Below are 21,262 nucleotides of genomic sequence, written 5' to 3' on the forward strand. Positions count from 1 at the left end.
GGGATCACGCCATCAAGCCAGTGGGTCACAATACTGCGGGCAAGCAACCTGAACGATCGTCCGGTCCGCCGGATCCGGCGCCAGCCGCGCCGCTGTCAGCTTGCCACCCCAGACGCACCCGGTATCCAGCGCCATCAGGTTCGGGCGCACCACCAGGCCCAGCGTCGACCAGTGGCCGCACACCACGGTCACATCCTCGGTACGGCGTCCCGGTACGTCGAACCACGGCATAAAGCCGGCGGGAGCGTTCCCAAGCCCATCCTTGGTCTTGAAGTCCATCACGCCATCGGCTGTGCAGTAACGTAGCCGGGTCAGGGCATTGACGACCACGCGGTGCCGTTCGATGCCGCGCAGGCCGTCGTGCCAGCGATCCGCGGCATTGCCGAAGACGTCCGCCAGGAAGCCTTGCCAGTTGGGGCCCTGGAGCTGCTCTTCGACTTCGCGAGCCAGGTGGATGACCTGGTTGGCGGTCCATTGGGGGAGGACGCCGGCGTGGACGAGGAGGAAGTTGTTTTCGAGCAGGGCGAGCGGACGGTGGCGAAGCCAGGTTAGCAAGTCCTCACAATCCGGGGCGGAGAGGATGTCGTCGAGGGTGTCGTGACGGCCTTTCTTGCGGACGCCGGCGGCGACGGCAAGGAGGTGGATGTCGTGGTTGCCGAGGACGGTTTCGGCGCGCTTGCCCAAGGCGCGGATGGCGCGCAGAGTTTGAAGGGAGGCGGGGCCGCGGTTGATCAGGTCACCGACGAAGCGGAGGGTGGGGTTGGCCGTGAGATTCCTGATCAAATCGGAAAAGGAGTCGGCGCAGCCCTGGAGGTCGCCGACGGCGAAAAGTGATGTACTGGCAATTTTAATTTTGTGCATCCAAAGTGACAGCGGGAAATAGTCGCTTCTATTTGTAGATTTGTGACCCCGATTCGGGCCATTGGTTACAACAGGCTACAAAAAGACATGGCAATTGGGCTAGCCGGGGCACTGCCTCGGATAGAATACCGTCACTTCTGCAGGTTCTTAACGCCCCGCCGTCCTCCACGGGACAAGGTGGGCGCTCGGCTTTTGTCGGGTTGTCGAAACATATCGAAGCAGGGAGCATAAGCTTTGTCGCATATTTTGGTCACGGGAGGTGCGGGGTTCATCGGCGCCAATTTTGTCCTGAGCTGGCTAAGCAGGGATGACGCCGACGGCATCGTCAACGTCGACAAGCTGACTTATGCCGGCAATCTGAAGACGTTGGCTTCCCTTGAGGGCGATGCTCGCCATATCTTCTCGCAGACCGATATTTGTGACCGCCCGGCTCTGGATGCCCTGTTAGCCACCTTCAAGCCACGCGCGATTGTTCACTTTGCTGCTGAAAGCCACGTCGACCGCTCAATCCACGGCCCGGGCGAGTTCATCCAGACCAATATTGTCGGCACTTTCACACTGCTTGAGGCCGCGCGCGCTTACTGGAGTGGGCTTGATGGAGCTGCCAAGGCTGCCTTTCGCTTCCTTCACGTCTCTACTGACGAGGTTTTCGGCTCACTCGGCCCTAATGATCCGCAGTTCTCAGAGACGACCGCCTACCAGCCCAATAGCCCGTATTCGGCGTCCAAGGCCGCTTCGGACCATCTTGTGCGGGCCTATCACCACACTTACGGCTTACCAGTCCTTACCACTAATTGTTCAAACAACTACGGACCGTATCACTTCCCCGAAAAGCTGATTCCCCTAATCATCGCCAATGCTCTCGCGGGTAAGCCGTTGCCGGTCTATGGTGATGGTCTCAACGTGCGCGACTGGCTGTATGTGGGCGACCATTGTGCTGCCATCCGCGAAGTGCTGGTGCGCGGGCGGCTGGGCGAGACCTACAACGTAGGCGGCTGGAACGAGAAGACCAATCTGGACGTGGTGCACACGCTGTGCGACCTCCTCGACGAGCTGCGCCCCAGGAGCAATGGCTCGTACCGCGACCAGATTGCCTTCGTCAAGGATCGCCCAGGCCATGATCGCCGCTATGCGATCGATGCGCGCAAGCTGGAGCGTGAGTTAGGCTGGAAGCCCGCCGAGACTTTTGAAACCGGGCTGCGCAAGACTGTTCGGTGGTATTTGGATAATCAAGCCTGGGTGCAGGACGTAATGTCCGGCGAGTACCGGAACTGGGTCGCCAAACAATATGCGGCATAAAGCAGCAATTCCTACTTTCCTCGTCACCGGTAGCAATGGCCAGGTCGGCTTTGAACTGCGCCGCAGTCTGGCTCCGCTGGGCAGCGTGGTGGCGCTGGACCATGCCAGCTGCGACCTGTCCCGCACGGACGAGCTCCGGCGCGTGGTGCGCGAATGCCGCCCCGATGTGATCGTCAATCCCGCCGCCTACACGGCGGTCGATAAGGCGGAAACCGAGTCCGAACTGGCTTTTGCGGTAAACGCCATGGCTGCGGGTGTGCTGGCCGAAGAGGCAGAGGCTCTAGGCAGCCTGCTGGTCCATTACTCGACCGACTATGTCTTCGATGGCACCAAAACAGGCGCGTACGTCGAAACGGATGCGACGAATCCCCAGTCGGTATATGGGAAGAGCAAGCTGGCAGGAGAAACGGCCATTGCTGAATCCGGTGCGCAGGCGCTCGTATTGCGCACCTGCTGGGTGGCGGGGGCGCATGGCGGTAACTTCGCCAAGACCATGCTCAGACTAGCGAAGGAGCGCGAGAGTCTGCGTGTTATTTCCGACCAGTTTGGCGCACCCACTACGGCATCGCTGATTGCCGATGTTACTGCGCAGATCGTGGCGCGCTTTTGGTTGACTGGCGTACGCGAGGACTTTCCTTCTGGCGTGTATCATCTGGCCGCTGCCGGTGAGACGAGCTGGCACGGCTATGCAACTGAAGTGCTCCGCTATGCCAGGTCGCTCGGCGTTGAAATGAAGGCGGATCCGGAGAAGGTGGAAGCCATTCCCGCCACGGCGTATCCGCTGCCGGCTCCCCGGCCCGCAAATTCGCGGCTCGATACGACGCGCCTTCGGGAAGCCTTTGGCATTCATCTTGCGCCTTGGGAGCAGGGCGTGCATTTCCTGCTGGATCAGATCTTCCAATAACGGGCATCAACATGCGCAAGGGAATTATCCTAGCCGGAGGCTCCGGTACGCGGCTTTACCCAATTACACGGTCCGTTTCCAAGCAATTGCTGCCGGTGTATGACAAACCGATGATCTACTATCCGCTGTCTACGCTAATGCTGGCAGGGATTCGTGACATCCTTATTATTTCCACACCGGAAGACACTCCGCGATTTGCGGATATGCTTGGCGATGGGAGCAACTGGGGCATTAACCTTGAGTATGCTGAGCAGCCCTCCCCTGATGGCCTTGCACAAGCCTTCATCATCGGCCGCAATTTCATCGGGAACAGCCCATCGACCCTGATCCTCGGCGACAATATCTTTCACGGACACGACCTCGTGCGCCAGCTTCATAGCGCCACGAAGCTGGATGACGGAGCCACGGTTTTCGCTTATCACGTGCACGACCCGGAGCGATATGGGGTGATCGAGTTTGACGAACACTTTCGCGCACTGTCGCTGGAAGAAAAGCCCGAGAAGCCGCGTTCAAACTATGCGGTAACCGGTCTTTACTTTTACGACAACCAGGTCTGCGATATTGCTGCCGGCATCAAGCCCTCAGCGCGTGGAGAGCTGGAAATCACGGATGTGAACAAGCACTATCTGGCCAAAGGCGAACTGAATGTCGAGATCATGGGGCGAGGGTATGCATGGCTGGACACAGGCACCCATGAGTCGCTGCTCGAGGCGGCCAGCTTCATCGCCACACTTCAAAATCGGCAAGGCCTTATGGTGGCCTGTCCCGAAGAGATTGCCTATCGAAGTAAGTGGATCAATGCCGAACAGGTCGAGGCACTAGCCAGGCCGCTAGCCAAGAACGGTTATGGCAAGTATTTGCGGCAGATTGTGTCGGAGGCGATCAAGTGAGTCTGAATGTCATTCCTACGAGCATTCCGGAGGTGCTCATCCTTGAGCCCAAGGTATTTGGAGACAGTCGTGGCTTCTTTTTCGAGTCCTTCAACCTGAAGGATTTCGAGCTGGCGACAGGGTTGAAGCGCACGTTTGTTCAGGATAATCACTCGCGCTCGGCGCGTAATGTGCTGCGTGGCCTACACTATCAGATCGAGCATTCACAGGGCAAGCTGATCCGCGTAGTGGCAGGTGAGGTATTCGATGTCGCCGTGGACATGCGCAGGAGTTCGCCGAACTTCGGAAAGTGGATTGGCATTACGCTATCGTCAGAAAACAAGCGACAGCTATGGGTTCCCGAGGGGTTCGCCCACGGCTTTGTCGTGACTTCAGACGAAGCAGAGTTCCTGTACAAGGTAACTGATTATTGGCACCCAGAGCATGAACGGAGCCTGATATGGAATGATCCGGATGTTGGCATTGAATGGCCGATTGAGGGAAATCCAATACTCGCCGCAAAAGATGCTGTTGGAAAAAAGCTGGTCGAGGCTGAATTGTTCGACTAGCCGCAACGCCGTGACTGTCGTACCAGGCAAGCGCATCCCCGCGAATTGCAAAAAAAAAAGTGATCATCGCCTGCCGGTAAACAATCGCAACACAGCCCCAGTGGTGGTATAACGCTTTCCCATATGCTGACACTTTCGATTGCTTTTGTACTTTCGTTTCTCTTTACGCTGCTTGTGATACGCTATTCAAGCGTACACGCTCACATTACTGCGGACTGGGACCTGAACGGGGTTCAAAAATTCCATGCCCGCCCGGTTCCTCGCGTGGGTGGACTCGGCATTGCTCTTGCCCTGATTGGGGTGAGCATTGCAGTGTTCCTTTTCCGGGATTCAAAGGCAATAGGCATTCCCTATCTTTGGCTTTTGTGTAGCGCCGCGCCTGCATTTTTTGCCGGATTCATTGAGGATCTGACCAAGCGTGTAAGTCCGAGAGAGCGACTCATCGCAACGCTGATTTCCGCAGTCCTCGCGGCGTATCTCCTCGATGCACGCATCGTTCGTATCGATGTTCACCTTCTCGATATGGCGCTCGCAATGCCGTTGCTTTCCGGTGTTATCACGGTGTTTGCCGTTGCGGGCGTTGCCAATGCAATCAATATTATTGACGGTTTTAACGGGTTGGCATCGATGGTGGCAATGATGATGTTTGTTTCGCTGGCATACGTATCCTTCCAGGTAGCCGATCCATTGATTATCACTGTGGCCTTTGCCATGGTTGGCGCGATTCTGGGATTCTTCATCTGGAATTTTCCGGCCGGCCATATCTTTCTTGGCGATGGCGGAGCCTATCTGATCGGATTCGTTCTTGCGGAATGCGGGATCTTGCTGGTCTTGCGCAATCCGCAAGTGTCTGCCTGGTACCCGGTCCTGATGTTGATATATCCGATCTTTGAGACGCTGTTCTCAATCTATCGTCGACGCGTTCTGAAGGGGGTGCCGGCCGGATATCCGGATGGCGTTCATCTGCATACTCTTATCTATCAGCGTCTGATGCGATGGGCCGTTTGCAGCAAAGACGAACGGCACAAGCTGCGAAGAAATTCGATGACGTCGCCCTATCTCTGGCTTCTGAGTCTCATGGCGGTCCTGCCGGCGACTTTATTCTGGAATAACCGAACTATTCTGCTGATTTTTATTGGTCTGTTCATTACTTTGTATGTGTGGTTGTACTGGCGGATCGTTCGGTTTCAGTCGCCACGATGGATGATTATTAAGAGATAGGTTATGGAAATGAAATCGATTCCCACCCCGAGCGGTGAGGAGGAGGGTGTAACCATCAGGTTTGAGGACGTATTGCGCTTTCTCAAATGTCACGTCTGGAAGATCCTGATCTTGAGTCTGGCCGGGCTAGCCTTCGGTATTTCTGTGACGTTTGTGATTCCCAGACAATGGGAGGCGGTCGGGGTATTGCAGATAGGTCAAATTGCGAACGAGGCGACGACCGCGCCTGCTCCGCCGACCCCGATTGAGCCGGCCGCACGGGCACTGGAGCGGTTGAGAATGCCACAATTCACGAACAGCGTCTTGAAGGACCTCGGCCAAAACGTGGGGCTCGATGAGGGTGCAACCGCAGTTCTGATCCGGCGCTCGTTGAAGTCGACGATACTGAATGGTACGGATCTCATACAGTTCGCTGTAAGGGGTTATTCGCCAGAGGAGGCCAAGCGCGCCGCACGGGCAATTGGAGATGAGTTGAGTCGCGTTCATGCAGGATTGATGCGGCCGTCCCTGGATAGGCTAAATGCTGATCTGGCAGAGGTAGAGCAGGGCGTGATTTCTGAAGGGAAGCGCCGTGACGCGCTGAGTGAGCTTGTAAAGACCCGTGGTCAGGCAGGCGTCGCCGGAAAATTTTCCGAGAATGTTCTACTTAGTGAGATGGTCACTGAAAACGAGAAAGCGCTTCGCTTCTTGCGGTTTCGCAAGAACTCGCTTCACGAACTCCTGAGTAAGGAGCGTACATTCAACACGCACCTGCTCGGCCCGGTCGAAGCGAGCAGGCGATACGTGTACCCAAGCAAGGCGCTGTTTGGTGCTGCCGGCCTGGTGATCGGCCTGCTCCTGAGTTTGCTTCTTGGTATCGCGATTGAAACGAGGCGTCGTGTGAAGCAACTGTAGTGAGGGCGCTTTTGAATGCCGGCATGAATGCCGGCATACTTCACTCGCGGCGGTAGAGACACACCAGTACATCGCTCGGAAACAGGCGAGTCAGAGGAAGAACTGCCATGATTCCGAGATATTGGACCCAGACGCTCCACGAGCTTGCCGATTTATCAAAGCGCATGCGCGACAGCATGCCCTTCGCGCGGATCGAAGGCAGCTCCGCACGCTTTACCAAGGCAAATCCATGGCGTGATACCAAGTCGGTGAGGTTCGCGCTGTTGAAGTAGTGAACATGGGGCGACGGAAATCCTTTTTGCCAAAGCCGCTCGAACGGACCCGCCCACCCAAGCCGAGCGAACAATTTTGACAGACGATAAAAGAAGCCTTTGCTGTTCGGAAGGTTCAGGACGAGCAGTCCACCGGGAACGAGGCGTTGATGGCAGACAGCCGTGATCGCATGCACGTCGGGGATATGCTCGAACACATCGTTGAACACGATCGCGTGGAATTGCTCATCAGGCTCCAGCGCTTCGGGAAAATAACCCTTGCGGACCGGCAGTCCTTTCGCAGCCGTGCGCATGAAGACCTGTGAGTCGGGCTCCACGCCAAGCACTGAGTAGCGAGAAGCTGCTTCCTCCAGAAACCACCCATGAGCACATCCCACATCGAGCAGTCGCCCCGAGTTTCTCGCTTCATTCTGCTGAATCAGGTCGAGTATTTCCTTGAAATTCTGTACTCGTATTTCTCGTAGCCCTGCTTCGCGATCCTCCTCGTCGATGGAGAAATGCGCCGCCTCGTCGTTGATCATTGGTTCGAAGTCGCCTGCTTCATAGCCGCATACCGGACATACTCTATGCCAGGACAGGAGCCCGGCTTTGGTTTCATTGCTGCAGGAGGGGCAGGAACTGGCGTGTTTATCGAAAGACATATCCTTACCGGTCATACAAAGATTTAACGACGTTCCTGCGTTACTTCGAGTCCTATGTGCTCCACATGGGCTCCTACACCACGGATCATGTCGAACGCGGTCAGTCGCTTGGTGTATTGGTGCGCTTAGGTTCGCGCCACCGGACGCATGCTTCAATAGCGTGCAGTCGCCAACGACTGGCTCACCGACTTGCTTCTACCCCGGCGTGTAGCCAGAAAGATAACTAGCGACAGATTGGTTGCAATAATGCACCAATAGGCATATCGAAAATCAATCGACGGTACGGCGGCCAGCAAGCTGAAATAGCATCCCAATGCCGATAGGTTCAGGGCGATAACCTGCATTCTCTCCACGGACTGTTTCATGCTGGCACCCAATATCAGCATGAATAATGAGAGCATCAGCCAGGTGTAGGGCTTAAAAAATTCACTCAGAATGCCGTTCTGACTCTTCGTGACAAAATTCTCCAGAGATTGTGCTTGATCCGGTCGCGACAAAGTAATATTCATATCGTTCTGCATGATACCCGGCTGCCATACATATCCGGGCGAGAGTTGTGGAGAACGAAGAAAATACAGGAAGGCATCCCACCGTATCTTTGCGGAGAGCAGAGGGTGAGCGAGTACGGTCTCCTTCCAAAGCCTATGGGTGAATTCATACGGTACATGTGTCACGAGACTGCCGCTCGGATCATAGCCGCGGCCGATGAAGCACAATGCTCGCTCATACAAGATTCGAGGCTTGGTGCAGGTTTCAAGGTCGTCCTGTCTCACCCATGGCAGCAAGTTCTGTCCTGTCTGGACCGATATCATCGCAATCTCGTCACCCATCAGGAATGTCTCCAGGTGCTTCTTTTCAGCTTTCAGGAGGTCATAGCTGATCATTGAGACGATGAACCAGAATGCTACTGAGACCAAGCCAGTGATCAGTAGTCCGTAGACGGCTCTGCTTGCACGCAGGTGGTATAGCGCCGCGACGAAAATAAGGGGCGCAGTAGCGAGAATGGCGTTATGCCGCACGGCAAACGCATAAAAAAGGAAAGGCACTCCCAGCACGGCGAGTTTGATGCTTCTCTTGTTATTGAGCAGGAACCCGGACGCCACCAGCAACGAGAAGGCCATGCCAACGTCCTTCCATAGGACACCGGTAAAGTTCAGAATCCAAGGTAAAAAGAAAATGGCGGGGATGAGAAGTTTCCAGGGAGGGTTGGAAATATTCAACTGCCAGGCAAAGATCCCGAGCACAAGCAGGGCCAGATGCAATACCAGCAGACTCTGCGGGCCGGGTATCAATTTCAGGCACAGGTGCCATACATACGACATTATTGCCGGGTGGCTGTCGGTGTAGCTGTGATCGAGCGCGCTGCGGTACTGCATGACGGAATCGTTGGACATGAAGCCGGGAGCAAAACATGTCCAGATAGTCAGAACGAGTAGCGCCGTTACTGCAATCGTGAGCGCCTTGTATTTCGCGTTACTCATGGTCATGCCGGCAGTGTAACTTAATCTCGATGTGAGAAATCATGAGCCCGTCGTCAAAATAACGCCGATCAGAATGAAAACTACGCCAAATATGTACTGCGTCTGAAAGCGTTCGCAAAAAACAAAATAGCTGCCAATGGGTACGAGTACAAAGGCTAAGGCCATCAAGGGGTAAACCTTGCCAAGCTGGATACGCTGGAGCACCCATACCCAGACAATTGAAGTTAGCCCATAAAGAAGCATCGCTGCGAACAGCGTTGCGAGGGGCTTGGCAGAAAAAAAGCTTCCACCGGTCTGGGAAGCATTTGCGCTCATTTTGAACAATATTTGCCCAAGAGCCAGCCCAATTGCGCACAACAGGGCTACTGCATAGGTAATGATCACAGGTCGTTCCCTTTCCTTGTTATATATGCATGCGACGCGATGAAACATTGACGCCGTGAGGAAGATCACCGCCGACACCAGTCCATCCCCGATCCTCCTTCTTTATCTCCTTTCCCCGCTGGTAACGCGAAATGCCTTTTTCCTAACTTTGCTTCTATGAAGCGGTCGTCGGGGAACTGATCCAATGTCATAGGCCAGAAATGCCAGCACGAACTGCAGTCCGACGATTACCGGCAGACCGGCGAGCATGACTGTCCCAGCAGACGCAGGTGTGTGATCCTTGAAGGATTGCGCCCACTCGACGACACCAAAAATGAAACCAAATGCCAGCATTGCCAGGCCGAGCGGAAGCTCGAGGGAGGCAATCGAGAGATCACGGAGATAATAATTGTAAAACACACGTTTCGCGAAATTTCGAATATGCTTTACAAGAAACTCACCGACTATCTTGCCGATCTTCAGGTTGCTGATTTCGTCGCCATATCTCGAGTTCATCGGAATATCGACCGCAACCGCCCGCAGCGTATTCAGCCTGAACAACATGTCTGACTCGAAAAAATACCGCCGGCTGATCTTCTCCATTGGCAGCTGCCGAGCCACTTCGCTATGGATGGCGGTATACCCGTTGGTGGGATCGAAGAGATCCCAATACCCGGATGACAGCTTGCTCATGAAGGACAATGCAGCATTTCCAAGTAACCTGACCCTCGGCATTTGATTCAGGCTATCGAGATTGAAGAAGCGGTTTCCTTTGGTGTAATCGGCTTCACCGGCCAGGATGGGCTCGACGAAATCGCCGATGTATTGCGGGTCCATCTGGCCATCACCATCGATCTTGACCATGATGTCCATCTCTTCCTCAATGGCAGCCCGATAGCCGGCCATGACGGCCCCCCCAACTCCCAGGTTCTTGGGCAGCCTGATCACCTTCACCCTGGCGTCCGCGCATTCGCTTGCGACGAGTGCGCCGGATTCCTCCGGACAGCAATCGTCAATGACATAGATGCGGCTGACCAGATCACCGATTTCTGCGATGACGCCCAGGATGTGACTGCGGACGTTATATGCCGGTATTACAACTGCGATATTTGGGGGATGACTCATTGTCATGTTAACTTGGCATCAGACTCGTATGCTCAGTGCTTCGCCTGCACGAGACGAGCGACAACGCCATCGTACTCATCCAATATCCTGCGCCAAAGAAACTGATCGATGCAGCGCTGTTGTGCTGCACCAATCATCGCCGTACGTGCTGCCGGCGCAGGTGGATTGTCCAGGTGCGCGGCCAAGTCCACAGCCTCCTTGAAGTACAGTCCGGACGCATCGCCGCCAAGAACCCACCGATTGAAAGGATTGTCGTGAGCTACCAGCAGCGCACCGGCAGCCATGGCTTCAATCAGGGACGGATTGGTGCCTCCGACTGAATGACCATGGATGTACAGTTTGCTGCGACGCCTCAGTTCATTGAGCACGCGCGTGTTGTAGACGCCACCGGCGAAATGGACATTGGGGTGCCTAGCACGAAGCTGGCGGCCGTAGTCGTTCACCTCGAAGTTGCCCAGAACGACCATCGGACTATTCTTCCGGCTTCGTTCAAATGCCTCGAGTATCACGTGGATCTGGTTTTCCGGTTCCGCGCGTGCAACGACGAGGGAAAAGCTCTGATCCGGGTACTGCGCGAGCAGGGGATGCGAAAGATCGCTCCTGTCGTCAGGCTGCAGGGCATCGTCATCCACACCATAAGCAATCATGGTGGAATCCTTGCCAAGCTCCTCCTGCAGGTAGCGCTGGATTTCGGGGTGATCAGCTATCAGGATATTTGCCTTGCTGGCCGCCGCCCGCTCATTCATGCGCAGCCAGATGCGCGCAAGACGTCCCCACTTCTCGCGCCGCCACTCGATGCCGTCCATGTTGACGGCATGCGGAATACCGCGCTGATTCAGATAGCGCTGGAATATCCCGGTGCCATAGCCAAAGATCAGTGCGACAGCACCTGCCGGGACCTCTTTGAATGAACGCCAGTCATATTCGACGGTGCCGAGCGGGCCACTGCTTCGCACCGGAATGAATCTGCGTCTTACTCCCATCCAGAAGTCCTCGTCAACCCCATCCTTGTTGACAGTAGGATCCTGATTGCAAAACACAGTTACATCATGGCCTTGGCTTACCAGGTGCGGTGCAAGAACCTCTACCAGTCTTTCAAAACCTCCGTAGCGGTTCGGAATGCCGCGTACCCCAATCAGATAAACAGTCGCCATAGCCCTGACTTAGCGTAGATACCGTCCGCGCAGGACGTCACTCATTATTCGAAAAAGACCCGCAACGCCACCGACGCAATACCGCAGAAGACCAGTAGGCCAAGGTGATTTCAAGAGAACCCGACGCGCTGCGAACTCGCCCTTGCGCATCTTCCATATTGCGCCAGATAATCCGCCACTGGTGCCGGCCGGTCGATAGACAATAGATAATTCCTGCGGAAGAAAACAAATTCGAGTGTCGGATTGGACGTAGCGAAGAAGAAAGCACCAGTCCTCACAATGCCGAAGTCGCTCCAACCCGAGTCGCCGCTCTCGACGAATAACCAATGCGGGCGTGACTACGGGATTAAGAAGTGCAATCCACCAGCCGAACGGCATCCAGTTGCTCAGCGCGTTGGTCCAAAAACGGGCAAGCTTACCATATTTCGGCATCCCCTGAACACCATGAAACAGCAGATCAATCGGGGCGTTATCCAGTTGCTGAAGTACGAGATCGATCTTATCTGGAGTGAACGCGTCATCAGAGTCCAAGAAGGCGATGTGGCTGAATTGTGCTCTCCTTATGCCCAGATTCCGCGCTGCCTGTGGCCCTCGATTGTGCACGAACCGATAGCAACGGATCGGAATGTTATGATTGTTGATTTTCGGGAGCTGCGGCCGCAAATCCTCTTTAGAGGCGTCGTCGATGACGATGATTTCGACGCGGTCAGTCTGGTCTGAAATAACCGACTGACATGCCCGAAGCACCATATCCAGGCGATTTAATGTGGGAATCACTACCGACAATCCAGTCGGTCTCGCAGGAGCATTGAATTGCATAATCACCCGAAAAAAGGAAGCTCGCGCATGTAGGTCGAGCCGGCTGCCCAGGTGAGCAGGATTGCAATATTCATCGCAGATAGTGCAAGAAAATTCTTGCCAGATTCGGCGTATGAATCGAGCGAAGGGCTGAGTGTGAGGAAAAGGATTATCGGGTACGTGCCATAGATAAAGCGATACCCAAAATAAGGCAAGCCAAGGAACAGTGTGCAAACAATGGCCAGCCGTAGTGCTATCGCATATGGCTTGTACGACAGGATACCCTCAATCGTGGTCCCAGCCCGACGGGACAGCAACGGCGCCAGCAATGCAGCGATTACGCACGCAAATGCAAGAACACGAATCCAAAGTTCGCTGCTTTCGTGTGCCGCATACTTGTTGATTTCATACAGAAACCGCGAGACGAGCGGTAGCTCAACCGAACTGTGGAGGGAGTGCAGGGTAATAATAATCAGGCCTGCGATCAAGGTCAGAAAAATCTTCCAGTTCTGCCGCGCCAAAAAATACCCCAGCATCACCAGACCGGCACTGGTGTGAAAAGCCATGGCAAGCGCGCCAAACAGCAAGGTAAAAAGCAGACTGACGGGAGCCAACGATACGGCCAGTACCATCAGTCCTACAGACAAGCCCTGCCTCAGTGCATTTGTAGACAGCTCGATACCAATAAGCGACAGCAGGAATGCCGATAGGTAGCATAAACGGACGCGCCACGGTGCAGGCAAGACGAACACTGGCAAAACGATCAGGAAGATCCACACCGCAGGCAGAAGACTCGTATCGCAACTGCCAAACATGGTGTAGTTCAGAACGTTCGTTGCGATCTGAAAACTGGATTCGCGATCTCCGATCAAGCCGCCTTTACAGAAGTCGGTAAAGATCTCGGCGTATGCAACCGTGTCCACCCCAAAACTGAGGCTGCGAAAACACATCATCACGACGATGAAACTGGCTGCCGTGACGCCGCCGACCAGATGCGGCGATGGCTGCCGGACGTTCAGCAGGCGCACGCCGAAGCCCGACGACAGCCCCAACACAGTGGCCATCAGGACAATGTCAGTCAGAAACATAGGATGGTGCGTCCGGTTGCAGCATGCTCAAGGCGAGCCTGACTTGTGCCAGCAGACAACGCTTCATGAGCCGCTCTTCGTCAGTTCCAGTTTCTTGCCCATCTTCCTGATGTGCTGCGAGGCAACCTCAAAAGCTTGCTCGGTATCCAGCACGTCGCGAAGTACCACGGTATTGTCCGGGAGAAACCGTTTCAATTGACGCTGGGCGATCGCGCGTCCGATGCGAGTCGCCTCGCGCACAGCTGCACCAACGAGCTCAAATGTCGTTGCCAGAATGCCGTTCTTGCGTGCGTGCTGCAGCAAGCAGCTCATCACCATGTCTTTGTATTGCGGATCACTGATCAGGCAGCGCAGATACAACATCGAGAAATCCGCCTTCCCCAGCCATTGCGGCTTGTCTTCAATGCCCTTGAGCAGGGAGTATCCCCATACCGTCGGAACGCTGTAGTACTCCGGTACACGGCTGTCCCATACGAGATTCTTGAACGCGCCAATATGTGCGTTATCTCGCAAGCCCCCGACATGGCGGCCTCGCGCGCTCTTTCCGGAAGTGCTCCCGGCACAAGCGCCAGGCACCACGATCGGAAAATTGACGCGATAGCTCTTCCTGCTTTCTATGGAGATCAACGCAGCACTATAGATATCCGGGCTGACACCGCCAAACAGCGCACCGTGCGTCTCGATTATGCGCTTGACCAGTTGACGGGAAATCATTCCCGCATATGCCCGGGGCATGCCCAGCACGCCAGCCCCCATATTGCGCAGGGCTGTTGACAGTTCTTCCTTCGCGTCGAATGGCGTAACCCGACCGTCAAAGTCACTCACCACGAGCGTGCTTCCCTCGGCCTTCCATCGCGTCGTGCTGGCAAAGGTCGGCCAGTAATACAGCATGGGGAAGCTGAAGCTGAAGGCATCGACATTGTTGGCGACGCCCCAATGGGCGATCTCCGCGATCTGCGGAGACACCAGATCATCATCCCCGATGAATGCGAGGTACTCTCCGCTCGCGTGGCTCAGCGCGTAATTGAAGTTGTCCACCACGCTGAGCGGCTCGCCGGGCCGAAGTAGCTTCAGGCGAGGGATACCCTGGCCCCCAAAATGCGGCGATATCCTGTCCTCAGTGCTGGTGTCGCTGACGACAACCTCTAGCTCCTCGGAGGCCGCCAGCACAGCGCGAATCGTAGAGACTGCGCATTCCGGGCGACCGTGAGTGGGGATGATGACTGATACAAGCGGCCGCATTACAGCTTCACCTGTTTACGAACATATGAAAGTGTTAGCAGCAGTTGTTTGATGCGTTCCACATTCAATCGCTCGGTGTTGTGGGAGGTGTAGTCGTCAACGTCGTTGGCGTCGGGCTGGCCTTCCAGAATAAACTTGTCATAGTTCAGGTCGCGATTGTCCGCAGGGATTCGGTAATAGCGGCCCATATCTTCCGCCTTTGCCATTTCTTCGCGGGATACCAGGGTCTCATAGAGCTTTTCGCCGTGCCGCGTACCGATAATTTCGACGGGGGCGGAGCTATTGAGCAGTTCCTTCAGAGCTTGTCCCAGATCCTCGATGGTGGAGGCTGGGGCCTTCTGCACGAAGATGTCGCCTTGCGTGCCATGCTGGAAGGCGTGCAGTACGAGATCGACGGAGTCTTCCAGCGACATCAGGAAGCGGGTCATCTTGGGATCGGTCACGGTCAGGGACTTACCGGCCTTGATCTTTTCGATAAATAGCGGAATCACCGATCCACGCGATGCCATTACGTTGCCATAGCGGGTGGCGCAAAGAACCGTGCTGCCCTCGCGGATGGTTCGTGACTTTGCCACCATGATCTTTTCAGCCATGGCCTTGGAAATACCCATTGCATTGATCGGGTACACCGCCTTGTCGGTGCTCAGTACGACAACACGCTTGACCTTGTTGGTGATAGCGGCGTTCAGGACGTTTTCAGTCCCGACGACATTGGTAAGCGTCGCCTCCATCGGGTAGAACTCGCAGGATGGTACCTGCTTCAGAGCCGCTGCATGAAACACATAATCGACGCCTTCCATGGCACGGGCGACGCTTTCATAGTTGCGAACATCGCCAATATGAAATTTGACCTTGCGGTTATTGATGGCAATGCGCATGTCTTCCTGCTTTTTCTCGTCACGACTGAAGACGATGATTTCTTTCACAGAGGAATGCAGGAAACGATTCAGAACCGTATTGCCGAACGAGCCGGTGCCCCCGGTGATCATCAAAACCTTGTTATCGAACATTTGTGAAAATCTCTCAAAAATTAATAATCAAAAATTGAGCCAGGGCGGCAATGACCATGAGTGGTACTATGAGTTGCAGTGCTAATACCGCGGAATATCTTGCCGTCGAACCGACCTTTTCGAGGGTAAGTGCCCTAATCCAACTGCTGGCGGTTGACGATATGTGATAGCCTGCGTACACATAGCATACGGCTTCAACACTCTGTTTATAGGCTGCCAGCGCGGCCAATGCCAACGTGACGATACTCAGAATCATCGAGGCTACTGCCTGGAAGCGAAAGTCCTTCGCGTAGAGCAGCAATGTGTACGGAATATAGCCAAAGGCGCCCACGACAAAGCCCGGCAAGAGAATCTTTACGTAGTGGGATATTATCTCGTTGTCATGATTGTGGCCAACCCACAGGCCAATCAGGAGATCCCGCGCCAGCCAGAAGACAAGGCAAGGTACGGTAGTGATCAGGATTGTGCAGAGTACGAATCTATAGATCGTGGCTTTGGGGAAATCGTTGCCTGCGATATTCTGATTCAGCACACGGGGCTGAAAATACTGGCTGATGGGTCCGCCCAGCAATGATAACGGAACCATACAAACGGTCGTCGCCAGAAAGTAGGGCGACACGCTGTTGGCGGAAATCATGCCGGATACCAGGGGCTTGTCCAACTGCGTAACGGCTGCGCCTGCAGCCGAGAAGAGTACCAGTGCACGCCCCTTTTTTATCAGCTCCCACGCATCCCGGATACTGGCGTGTGGCAGGCTGGACTGTCGCGAGGTGGCGCCGCGCCAGTATGCGAGACAGTAGTGGCGCGTGACCAGTGCCTGCCCCACGGCAAATATGAGCTGTGTGGCGATGAAGGCGGACATCGTGTTCGAGATGGTCGCCAGAACATAGGCCGTGACGCATGCGCGGGCTGCCACGCCAATCACCTGAATCGTACTTGCCGCCGCATACTCGCGGCGGGCTAGCATCGTCCCGTAGTACGTGTTCTGGAGAACCAGCACCCAAAAGAGCACAATCGTACCCACGATTGTGCTCCACTCAATGCTGGCGAAAGCCCCCAGAGCCTTTAGGCCTACGGCGATCGGTAGCAGCAGGAGATAAAAGCCGGTGAGGCTAACCTCTGCCGTATGCACAAGCGACACTAGTTCGGGCGAGCTAGAGCGGTTGACTGCCACCTCACGACCGAGCAAGGTCGACATGCCCAGATCCAGCATGATCAGGAGACTCTGGAGCGACAGGATTACGGCAACAATGCCAAACTGTTCAGGGCCGAGTTGGTGTCGATAGAACGGCAGGAAGATGAACCCTACTAGCACTGCCGACACTTTGCCGGCATACAGCATCACCATGTCGAGTGCGGCGGCACGGAGCAATTTCATCAGTACCTTTCAGCTCTGTCCGGAATTCAGCGACTCGACTGCCGAGCGCGCGAACACGTCGCCGATAGTGTCAACGTCAGTCTGGGTCAGCCACCATCCGCAAGGAATGGCGACAATATGGTTTTGCAAATAGGCGGTATGAGTGAGCGGGCCCAGGCGGTTCGCATGGAACCCGCTATAGGTGTCATTCCGATGGTGCAGGATGGACGCGGAAATGCCCCGGTCTTTCAGTTGCTGAAGCAGCGTGTCCCTGTTTTCGGCCAGGCAGAGCATTACCCAATACGCCGGGTCTGCGCCATTGGCGGCGCGCACGGTGCTAATACCCTCGACTTCCGCGAGCCGTGCCGTAAGCCTGGTCACGTTGGAGCGGGCCTGCTCGACTTTTTCCCGTGCGGTCTCCAACTGGGCGTATCCGAGTGCCGCGCACAGATTGTTCATCGTGTAAGCCCACCCGATCTCGGGGATATCGGCGTCCGGATTGATTTCCCCTTGCGTGGTGCGGAACCCTGAGCTCTCGATGCCAAAGCGCCTGAGCTGAAGAGCCTTGCGTGCCATTTCCGCCGATTTGCACGCCAGCGCACCTCCTTCGGTGCAATTGATCTGACGATTCGGATAGAAGGAATAGATCGAGAAATCCGCGAGACCGCCGACGTGAGCGCCGTCCTGCGTGGCAAACAGGGCGTTGTTGCAGTCTTCGATAAATGCAATGCCACGCGCCTTGCACAGCTCGGCCATTTCCCTGGCCGGGCCAGGGTAGCCGGCTACGTGATACATGATCACGGCCTTTGTCTTGTCGCTGACCTTTCGCGCGGCATCGGCGACGTCCATTTCAACCGAGCGCGGAAGTACATCTACCCATACCGGTGTGGCCCCGCAATGCGCAATCGCGGAATTGGTGGCCATGCAGGAAAAGGCGGTGGTCAGGACTTCGTCCCCGGGGCGGACCCCGGCGAGATGCAAGGCAAGAAACATCGCGCTTGTCATATCCTGGGTGGAAACCACGTGGGGTTGGCCGACAAGGTCGCCAATACCCTTTTCAAACTTTGCCACGTACTCGCCGCTGGCGATGCGACCGGAGCGCAGGACTTCCAGAGCCGCAGCCTCCATTTCGGGGGTGTGGACGACTCCGAACAATGGTATTTGCTTCATTTTGGGTTTCCTTAGCCTTTCCTGATCGCATCGACGATACGCTCGCGATCTTCATCGCTGACCCACCAGCCGCACGGGATGTGAAGCAGCCTTTTGTAGAACGCCTCCAGGCCGGGCAATTCCCTGCGGGATGCGGCGAAGATGCTGTGGAGACTGTTGGGGCGATGAAGTTTCGATGCGGCGATTCCTGCAGCGTTAAGCGCCTTTTCGACGCTCGCGCTGTCGTCGCACAACAGGGTGTAAATCCAGTAGCTTGGCTCGGCGACGGCATCGCAGCGCGCAAAGTCGACCCCGCTGACCGATTCCAGCTGGGCGTCGTAGAACTTGCCATTCTCGATGTGCCGATCGAGGACGGCCGAGATGTTCTGCAACTGAACCAGTCCGATCGTGGCGTTGACGTTATTCATGTTGTACTTGTAGCCAACGCTGGTGATATCGATCTCGGTGCGCGGAACACCCTTGAGCATTCCGAACCAGCGGAATTTCTTTGCCGCGTCCAGTTGCGATTCGTCGCTGAGCGTCAGCAGGCCACCATCGACAGTGGTCATGTGTTTGATGGCCTGGAAGGAATAGATTCCGTAGTGGCCGATCGTGCCGATGGGCCGGTCCTGATAGCGTGCTCCCAGAGCGTGGGCGCAATCTTCGATGAGAGCGATTCCGTGCTCGTCGGCGAGCCGCTTCAGCTCGGCAAGGCGCACCGGGTAGCCAGCATAGTGAACGCAAAGGATTGCCTTGGTCCGGCTCGTGATGCAATTGCGGACCGATTCGGGGCACATATTGCCCGATGCCGGATCGACATCGGCCCAGACCACTTTTGCGCCGTTGTAGAGGATCGACGTATTGGTCGGCTCCGCAGTCATTGGCGTGGAAATCACCTCATCGCCAGGGCCGACACCGGCCAACGTCAGCGCCGCGTGAAGCGCGCCGGTTCCGCTGCTCATTGCGAGCGAATGCTTCAATCCGAATTTCTTGTTGAACTCTGACTCGAATCGGTAAACGGATTCTCCCTCGGCAATCATGCCGCTGTAGAGAACCTCTTCCAACGCGGGCATGAGGGCCGATTTGGCGGGCATTGCTACCTTGACGATCGGGATCATATTGAATATTTCACTTAGATGCGGTTAAGCAATGATATATATGGCAGGTCCGGGAGGCTCTTGCCCGAGAGATTGCTGATCATTCGCTGGGAACTTGCTTGCAGTTCCGAGCGGTAACCCCGATTGACCAGCTCTGCGTAAATTTCCGAGTCCGCCGGAGCATTTAGATTCCATCTTTCTGGAAGAATCTTGTCGATGATCTCAAAAATGGCATCCCAATTGCCGGTCCACTCCGCCAGGGTGTATCCCTGCATGGTCGGGAGTACCGTTATGGAGGCCACGTGATTGCTGAAAGTCACCACGCTTTTGGCGAACGCCGGGACGCCCTGAGTTGACCTGTTCTCTACTGTTATATCGGTCAGGTCGTGACAGAAAACGCTGTCATCGTCAGCCGCCGGATGCCTCCACACAGTTCCATACCTGTCGTGGCTGTCCACGACGAAACCGTGCCTGGCATAGACATCGGGCTTGTTCGTCCAGAGGATCAGCGAGTTGTAGGATTTTTCCTTGCCGACTTCCGTTGCAGCAGCAAGGAGTTTGTGGCTGAGCCCTTGGCCCCGGAACGCTTTGCCGACACAGACCATGCCAACTAGTCCGACGGTCTCGGCGTTGAGAAACGTTGCCTCTTTGATGATGAGAGCCGCAGCCGTCGACTTCACGTCGTTCCCGTCATCCTGACTGATCAGGACAGATGTCACCCCGATCCCGGCGTCAATCCACGGGTAATGCGTGGGCAGGTCGATTCCGCGCCCTCTGGAGCTGAAAAATACCTCCCAGATCAGCGCCTGGGCAGCCGGTGGCACACCTCGATGTACCGAGTACTGCAATGACAGTTCGCTCAATTCACACCTCGTCCCGTTAGTCTCGGCTGGAGAACATCCTGATCGCTGACCCCGGAATCGGCAAACCGCTCCGGTACCCCTGATTTAAGCCTCTTCTTTCCTTTTCGCATTGAAGTCGCCGTCTCCAACTTCGGCCCGCAAGGCCTCGATTTCCGACTTCAGCAGTTCGTACTCTTCCATCTTGCGTTTCAGGAAACGGCTGGTCAGGGCTGCCTTTTCCGCAATACCGCGTGGCGTGAGAATGTATACATAGCCAAACTTGTTCTTGGATTGGCTAAAGTTCTGGACCTTGATCCAGCCCTTTTCCATCAGGGCCCTGAGGCAGTAATTCAGACCTCCCACGCTTACGCCCAGCTTCTCCGCAAGCTCGCGCTGGGTGAGGTCCGGATTCTCCTGCAAGATGCGCATGATCCGAAAATACGTGTCTTCTTGTATCTTGGCTTGGCGACTGGTCATGGGTTGGAGACAATGCTCATTTGCAGAATGACAGTCGCAAGCAAGGTAGCATTCAGCCTCGTCACTGTGAGGCTGTTGACGAGGTGACTAAAGTGCCTTAGACAGTATGTTTGTTTGAAGTTGAACAATTCTACTTGGATCCCGCCGCGCGGTCCAGCGCCTGAGGCCAGCCCCGGCCCTTCCGCCTGCGGGGGATCTACCGATTGTTCTACGTCTGTTGTCTGGCGGCCCCATTTGCCTGTGATAGTTTCCACGGGAAATTGCCTTGCCTTCGTTCTTCCTTGGGTAGCTCTAGCCGTTCAGTCATGCCTGGCTCGCGAAGTTGTACCAGCACGTCAGCAAGTGCAGCTTCGTCCTCGGCGGGAACCGGCATGCCTTGATAAGTCGTCCTACCGACAGGACGGTCCTGGCACCGCGAGGCGCAAGCGATTCTTGGATGGGGAACTGTAGAGGGTTGGGAAGGTACTCGCACGCCGGCGCAAGCGATGCGGCGATCAGCACGATCGATTGCGCAAACTGGAAGTTGCCGAACCCCATCGGTGCCAGCGC

The 21,262-nt window shown here is 55.6% G+C and carries 21 protein-coding genes; 6 read left to right on the top strand and 15 right to left on the bottom strand.

Translation table 11 applies throughout. The annotated features are described in order from the left end of the window. Positions 1 to 12: 12 nt before the first annotated feature. Complete coding sequence (locus RM96_RS10635) at positions 13 to 861, bottom strand: symmetrical bis(5'-nucleosyl)-tetraphosphatase (protein ID WP_039010351.1); 849 nt, start codon at positions 859 to 861, stop codon at positions 13 to 15. A 234-nt stretch (positions 862 to 1,095) separates the two neighbouring features. On the opposite strand from RM96_RS10635, the gene rfbB reads away from it, so the two are divergent. The 6 genes from rfbB (at position 1,096) to RM96_RS10665 (ending at position 6,617) form a co-directional block, all read left to right on the top strand. Further along, positions 1,096 to 2,160 (top strand): dTDP-glucose 4,6-dehydratase, encoded by a 1,065-nt coding sequence (gene rfbB / locus RM96_RS10640; protein ID WP_039010352.1) that lies wholly within the window; start codon positions 1,096 to 1,098, stop codon positions 2,158 to 2,160. Next, positions 2,150 to 3,064 (top strand): dTDP-4-dehydrorhamnose reductase, encoded by a 915-nt coding sequence (gene rfbD, locus RM96_RS10645; protein WP_039010353.1) that lies wholly within the window; start codon positions 2,150 to 2,152, stop codon positions 3,062 to 3,064. Before rfbB ends, rfbD begins: the two co-directional genes overlap by 11 nt. Positions 3,065 to 3,075: 11 nt before the next feature. Then, a complete protein-coding gene (rfbA, locus tag RM96_RS10650) occupies positions 3,076 to 3,954 on the top strand; it encodes a glucose-1-phosphate thymidylyltransferase RfbA (RefSeq protein ID WP_039010354.1) in 879 nt (292 codons plus the stop codon). After that, positions 3,951 to 4,502, top strand: a complete 552-nt coding sequence (rfbC, locus tag RM96_RS10655; protein ID WP_039010355.1) for a dTDP-4-dehydrorhamnose 3,5-epimerase — start codon at positions 3,951 to 3,953, stop codon at positions 4,500 to 4,502. Before rfbA ends, rfbC begins: the two co-directional genes overlap by 4 nt. 123 nt (positions 4,503 to 4,625) lie before the next feature. Further along, the gene (locus RM96_RS10660) at positions 4,626 to 5,723 is read left to right on the top strand and encodes an MraY family glycosyltransferase (RefSeq protein WP_039010357.1); all 1,098 of its coding nucleotides are present in this window, start codon (positions 4,626 to 4,628) and stop codon (positions 5,721 to 5,723) included. Positions 5,724 to 5,726: 3 nt separating this feature from the next. Then, positions 5,727 to 6,617 (top strand): hypothetical protein, encoded by an 891-nt coding sequence (locus tag RM96_RS10665; RefSeq protein ID WP_052279445.1) that lies wholly within the window; start codon positions 5,727 to 5,729, stop codon positions 6,615 to 6,617. A gap of 40 nt (positions 6,618 to 6,657) precedes the next feature. On the opposite strand, the gene RM96_RS10670 is transcribed toward RM96_RS10665, so the two are convergent. From RM96_RS10670 to RM96_RS10735, 14 genes are all read right to left on the bottom strand, one after another. Beyond that, positions 6,658 to 7,410: a class I SAM-dependent methyltransferase gene (locus RM96_RS10670; protein WP_238587220.1), complete on the bottom strand. Its 753-nt coding sequence runs from the start codon at positions 7,408 to 7,410 to the stop codon at positions 6,658 to 6,660. Between the two features lie 272 nt (positions 7,411 to 7,682). Then, positions 7,683 to 9,011, bottom strand: coding sequence for a hypothetical protein (locus tag RM96_RS10675; protein WP_152624088.1), 1,329 nt, complete (start codon positions 9,009 to 9,011; stop codon positions 7,683 to 7,685). A gap of 39 nt (positions 9,012 to 9,050) precedes the next feature. Continuing rightward, a complete protein-coding gene (locus RM96_RS10680; RefSeq protein WP_238587221.1) occupies positions 9,051 to 9,395 on the bottom strand; it encodes a 4-amino-4-deoxy-L-arabinose-phospho-UDP flippase in 345 nt (114 codons plus the stop codon). Between the two features lie 102 nt (positions 9,396 to 9,497). Next, the gene (locus RM96_RS10685) at positions 9,498 to 10,499 is read right to left on the bottom strand and encodes a glycosyltransferase family 2 protein (protein WP_063925980.1); all 1,002 of its coding nucleotides are present in this window, start codon (positions 10,497 to 10,499) and stop codon (positions 9,498 to 9,500) included. A 32-nt stretch (positions 10,500 to 10,531) separates the two neighbouring features. Then, complete coding sequence (locus RM96_RS10690) at positions 10,532 to 11,653, bottom strand: DUF1972 domain-containing protein (RefSeq protein WP_039010362.1); 1,122 nt, start codon at positions 11,651 to 11,653, stop codon at positions 10,532 to 10,534. A 9-nt stretch (positions 11,654 to 11,662) separates the two neighbouring features. Further along, positions 11,663 to 12,472: a glycosyltransferase family 2 protein gene (locus RM96_RS37005; RefSeq protein ID WP_082016501.1), complete on the bottom strand. Its 810-nt coding sequence runs from the start codon at positions 12,470 to 12,472 to the stop codon at positions 11,663 to 11,665. A gap of 2 nt (positions 12,473 to 12,474) precedes the next feature. Further along, on the bottom strand, positions 12,475 to 13,539 hold the full coding sequence (locus tag RM96_RS10700) for an EpsG family protein (RefSeq protein ID WP_039010364.1): 1,065 nt from the start codon (positions 13,537 to 13,539) through the stop codon (positions 12,475 to 12,477). A gap of 63 nt (positions 13,540 to 13,602) precedes the next feature. Then, on the bottom strand, positions 13,603 to 14,781 hold the full coding sequence (locus RM96_RS10705; protein ID WP_082016502.1) for a glycosyltransferase family 2 protein: 1,179 nt from the start codon (positions 14,779 to 14,781) through the stop codon (positions 13,603 to 13,605). Beyond that, complete coding sequence (locus tag RM96_RS10710; RefSeq protein ID WP_039010365.1) at positions 14,781 to 15,791, bottom strand: polysaccharide biosynthesis protein; 1,011 nt, start codon at positions 15,789 to 15,791, stop codon at positions 14,781 to 14,783. Before RM96_RS10710 ends, RM96_RS10705 begins: the two co-directional genes overlap by 1 nt. Positions 15,792 to 15,804: 13 nt before the next feature. Next, complete coding sequence (locus RM96_RS10715) at positions 15,805 to 17,169, bottom strand: lipopolysaccharide biosynthesis protein (RefSeq protein WP_039010366.1); 1,365 nt, start codon at positions 17,167 to 17,169, stop codon at positions 15,805 to 15,807. A 9-nt stretch (positions 17,170 to 17,178) separates the two neighbouring features. Then, positions 17,179 to 18,318, bottom strand: coding sequence for a DegT/DnrJ/EryC1/StrS family aminotransferase (locus RM96_RS10720; protein WP_082016503.1), 1,140 nt, complete (start codon positions 18,316 to 18,318; stop codon positions 17,179 to 17,181). Between the two features lie 11 nt (positions 18,319 to 18,329). Beyond that, positions 18,330 to 19,415, bottom strand: coding sequence for a DegT/DnrJ/EryC1/StrS family aminotransferase (locus tag RM96_RS10725; RefSeq protein WP_039010367.1), 1,086 nt, complete (start codon positions 19,413 to 19,415; stop codon positions 18,330 to 18,332). Positions 19,416 to 19,429: 14 nt separating this feature from the next. Then, positions 19,430 to 20,257, bottom strand: a complete 828-nt coding sequence (locus RM96_RS10730; protein ID WP_193752428.1) for a GNAT family N-acetyltransferase — start codon at positions 20,255 to 20,257, stop codon at positions 19,430 to 19,432. Positions 20,258 to 20,341: 84 nt separating this feature from the next. Next, positions 20,342 to 20,713 carry a MarR family EPS-associated transcriptional regulator gene (locus RM96_RS10735; RefSeq protein WP_052279449.1) on the bottom strand — a complete coding sequence of 124 codons (372 nt, stop codon included), beginning with the start codon at positions 20,711 to 20,713 and terminating at the stop codon, positions 20,342 to 20,344. Positions 20,714 to 21,262 lie beyond the last annotated feature (549 nt).

This window comes from Cupriavidus sp. IDO (assembly GCF_000812465.1).
In the GTDB taxonomy this organism is placed as follows: domain Bacteria; phylum Pseudomonadota; class Gammaproteobacteria; order Burkholderiales; family Burkholderiaceae; genus Cupriavidus.

Bases quoted from the DNA above. Each gene is read 5' to 3' on its own strand.
- RM96_RS10705 (WP_082016502.1), bottom strand. From the start codon at position 14,781: ATGCGGCCGCTTGTATCAGTCATCATCCCCACTCACGGTCGCCCGGAA.
- RM96_RS10635 (WP_039010351.1), bottom strand. From the start codon at position 861: ATGCACAAAATTAAAATTGCCAGTACATCACTTTTCGCCGTCGGCGAC.
- RM96_RS10720 (WP_082016503.1), bottom strand. From the start codon at position 18,318: ATGAAGCAAATACCATTGTTCGGAGTCGTCCACACCCCCGAAATGGAG.
- RM96_RS10665 (WP_052279445.1), top strand. From the start codon at position 5,727: ATGGAAATGAAATCGATTCCCACCCCGAGCGGTGAGGAGGAGGGTGTA.
- RM96_RS10670 (WP_238587220.1), bottom strand. From the start codon at position 7,410: ATGATCAACGACGAGGCGGCGCATTTCTCCATCGACGAGGAGGATCGC.
- RM96_RS10725 (WP_039010367.1), bottom strand. From the start codon at position 19,415: ATGATCCCGATCGTCAAGGTAGCAATGCCCGCCAAATCGGCCCTCATG.
- RM96_RS10700 (WP_039010364.1), bottom strand. From the start codon at position 13,539: ATGTTTCTGACTGACATTGTCCTGATGGCCACTGTGTTGGGGCTGTCG.
- RM96_RS10685 (WP_063925980.1), bottom strand. From the start codon at position 10,499: ATGAGTCATCCCCCAAATATCGCAGTTGTAATACCGGCATATAACGTC.
- RM96_RS10710 (WP_039010365.1), bottom strand. From the start codon at position 15,791: ATGTTCGATAACAAGGTTTTGATGATCACCGGGGGCACCGGCTCGTTC.
- rfbA (WP_039010354.1), top strand. From the start codon at position 3,076: ATGCGCAAGGGAATTATCCTAGCCGGAGGCTCCGGTACGCGGCTTTAC.
- RM96_RS10675 (WP_152624088.1), bottom strand. From the start codon at position 9,011: ATGAGTAACGCGAAATACAAGGCGCTCACGATTGCAGTAACGGCGCTA.
- RM96_RS10735 (WP_052279449.1), bottom strand. From the start codon at position 20,713: ATGACCAGTCGCCAAGCCAAGATACAAGAAGACACGTATTTTCGGATC.
- RM96_RS10660 (WP_039010357.1), top strand. From the start codon at position 4,626: ATGCTGACACTTTCGATTGCTTTTGTACTTTCGTTTCTCTTTACGCTG.
- RM96_RS37005 (WP_082016501.1), bottom strand. From the start codon at position 12,472: ATGCAATTCAATGCTCCTGCGAGACCGACTGGATTGTCGGTAGTGATT.
- RM96_RS10715 (WP_039010366.1), bottom strand. From the start codon at position 17,169: ATGAAATTGCTCCGTGCCGCCGCACTCGACATGGTGATGCTGTATGCC.
- RM96_RS10690 (WP_039010362.1), bottom strand. From the start codon at position 11,653: ATGGCGACTGTTTATCTGATTGGGGTACGCGGCATTCCGAACCGCTAC.
- rfbD (WP_039010353.1), top strand. From the start codon at position 2,150: ATGCGGCATAAAGCAGCAATTCCTACTTTCCTCGTCACCGGTAGCAAT.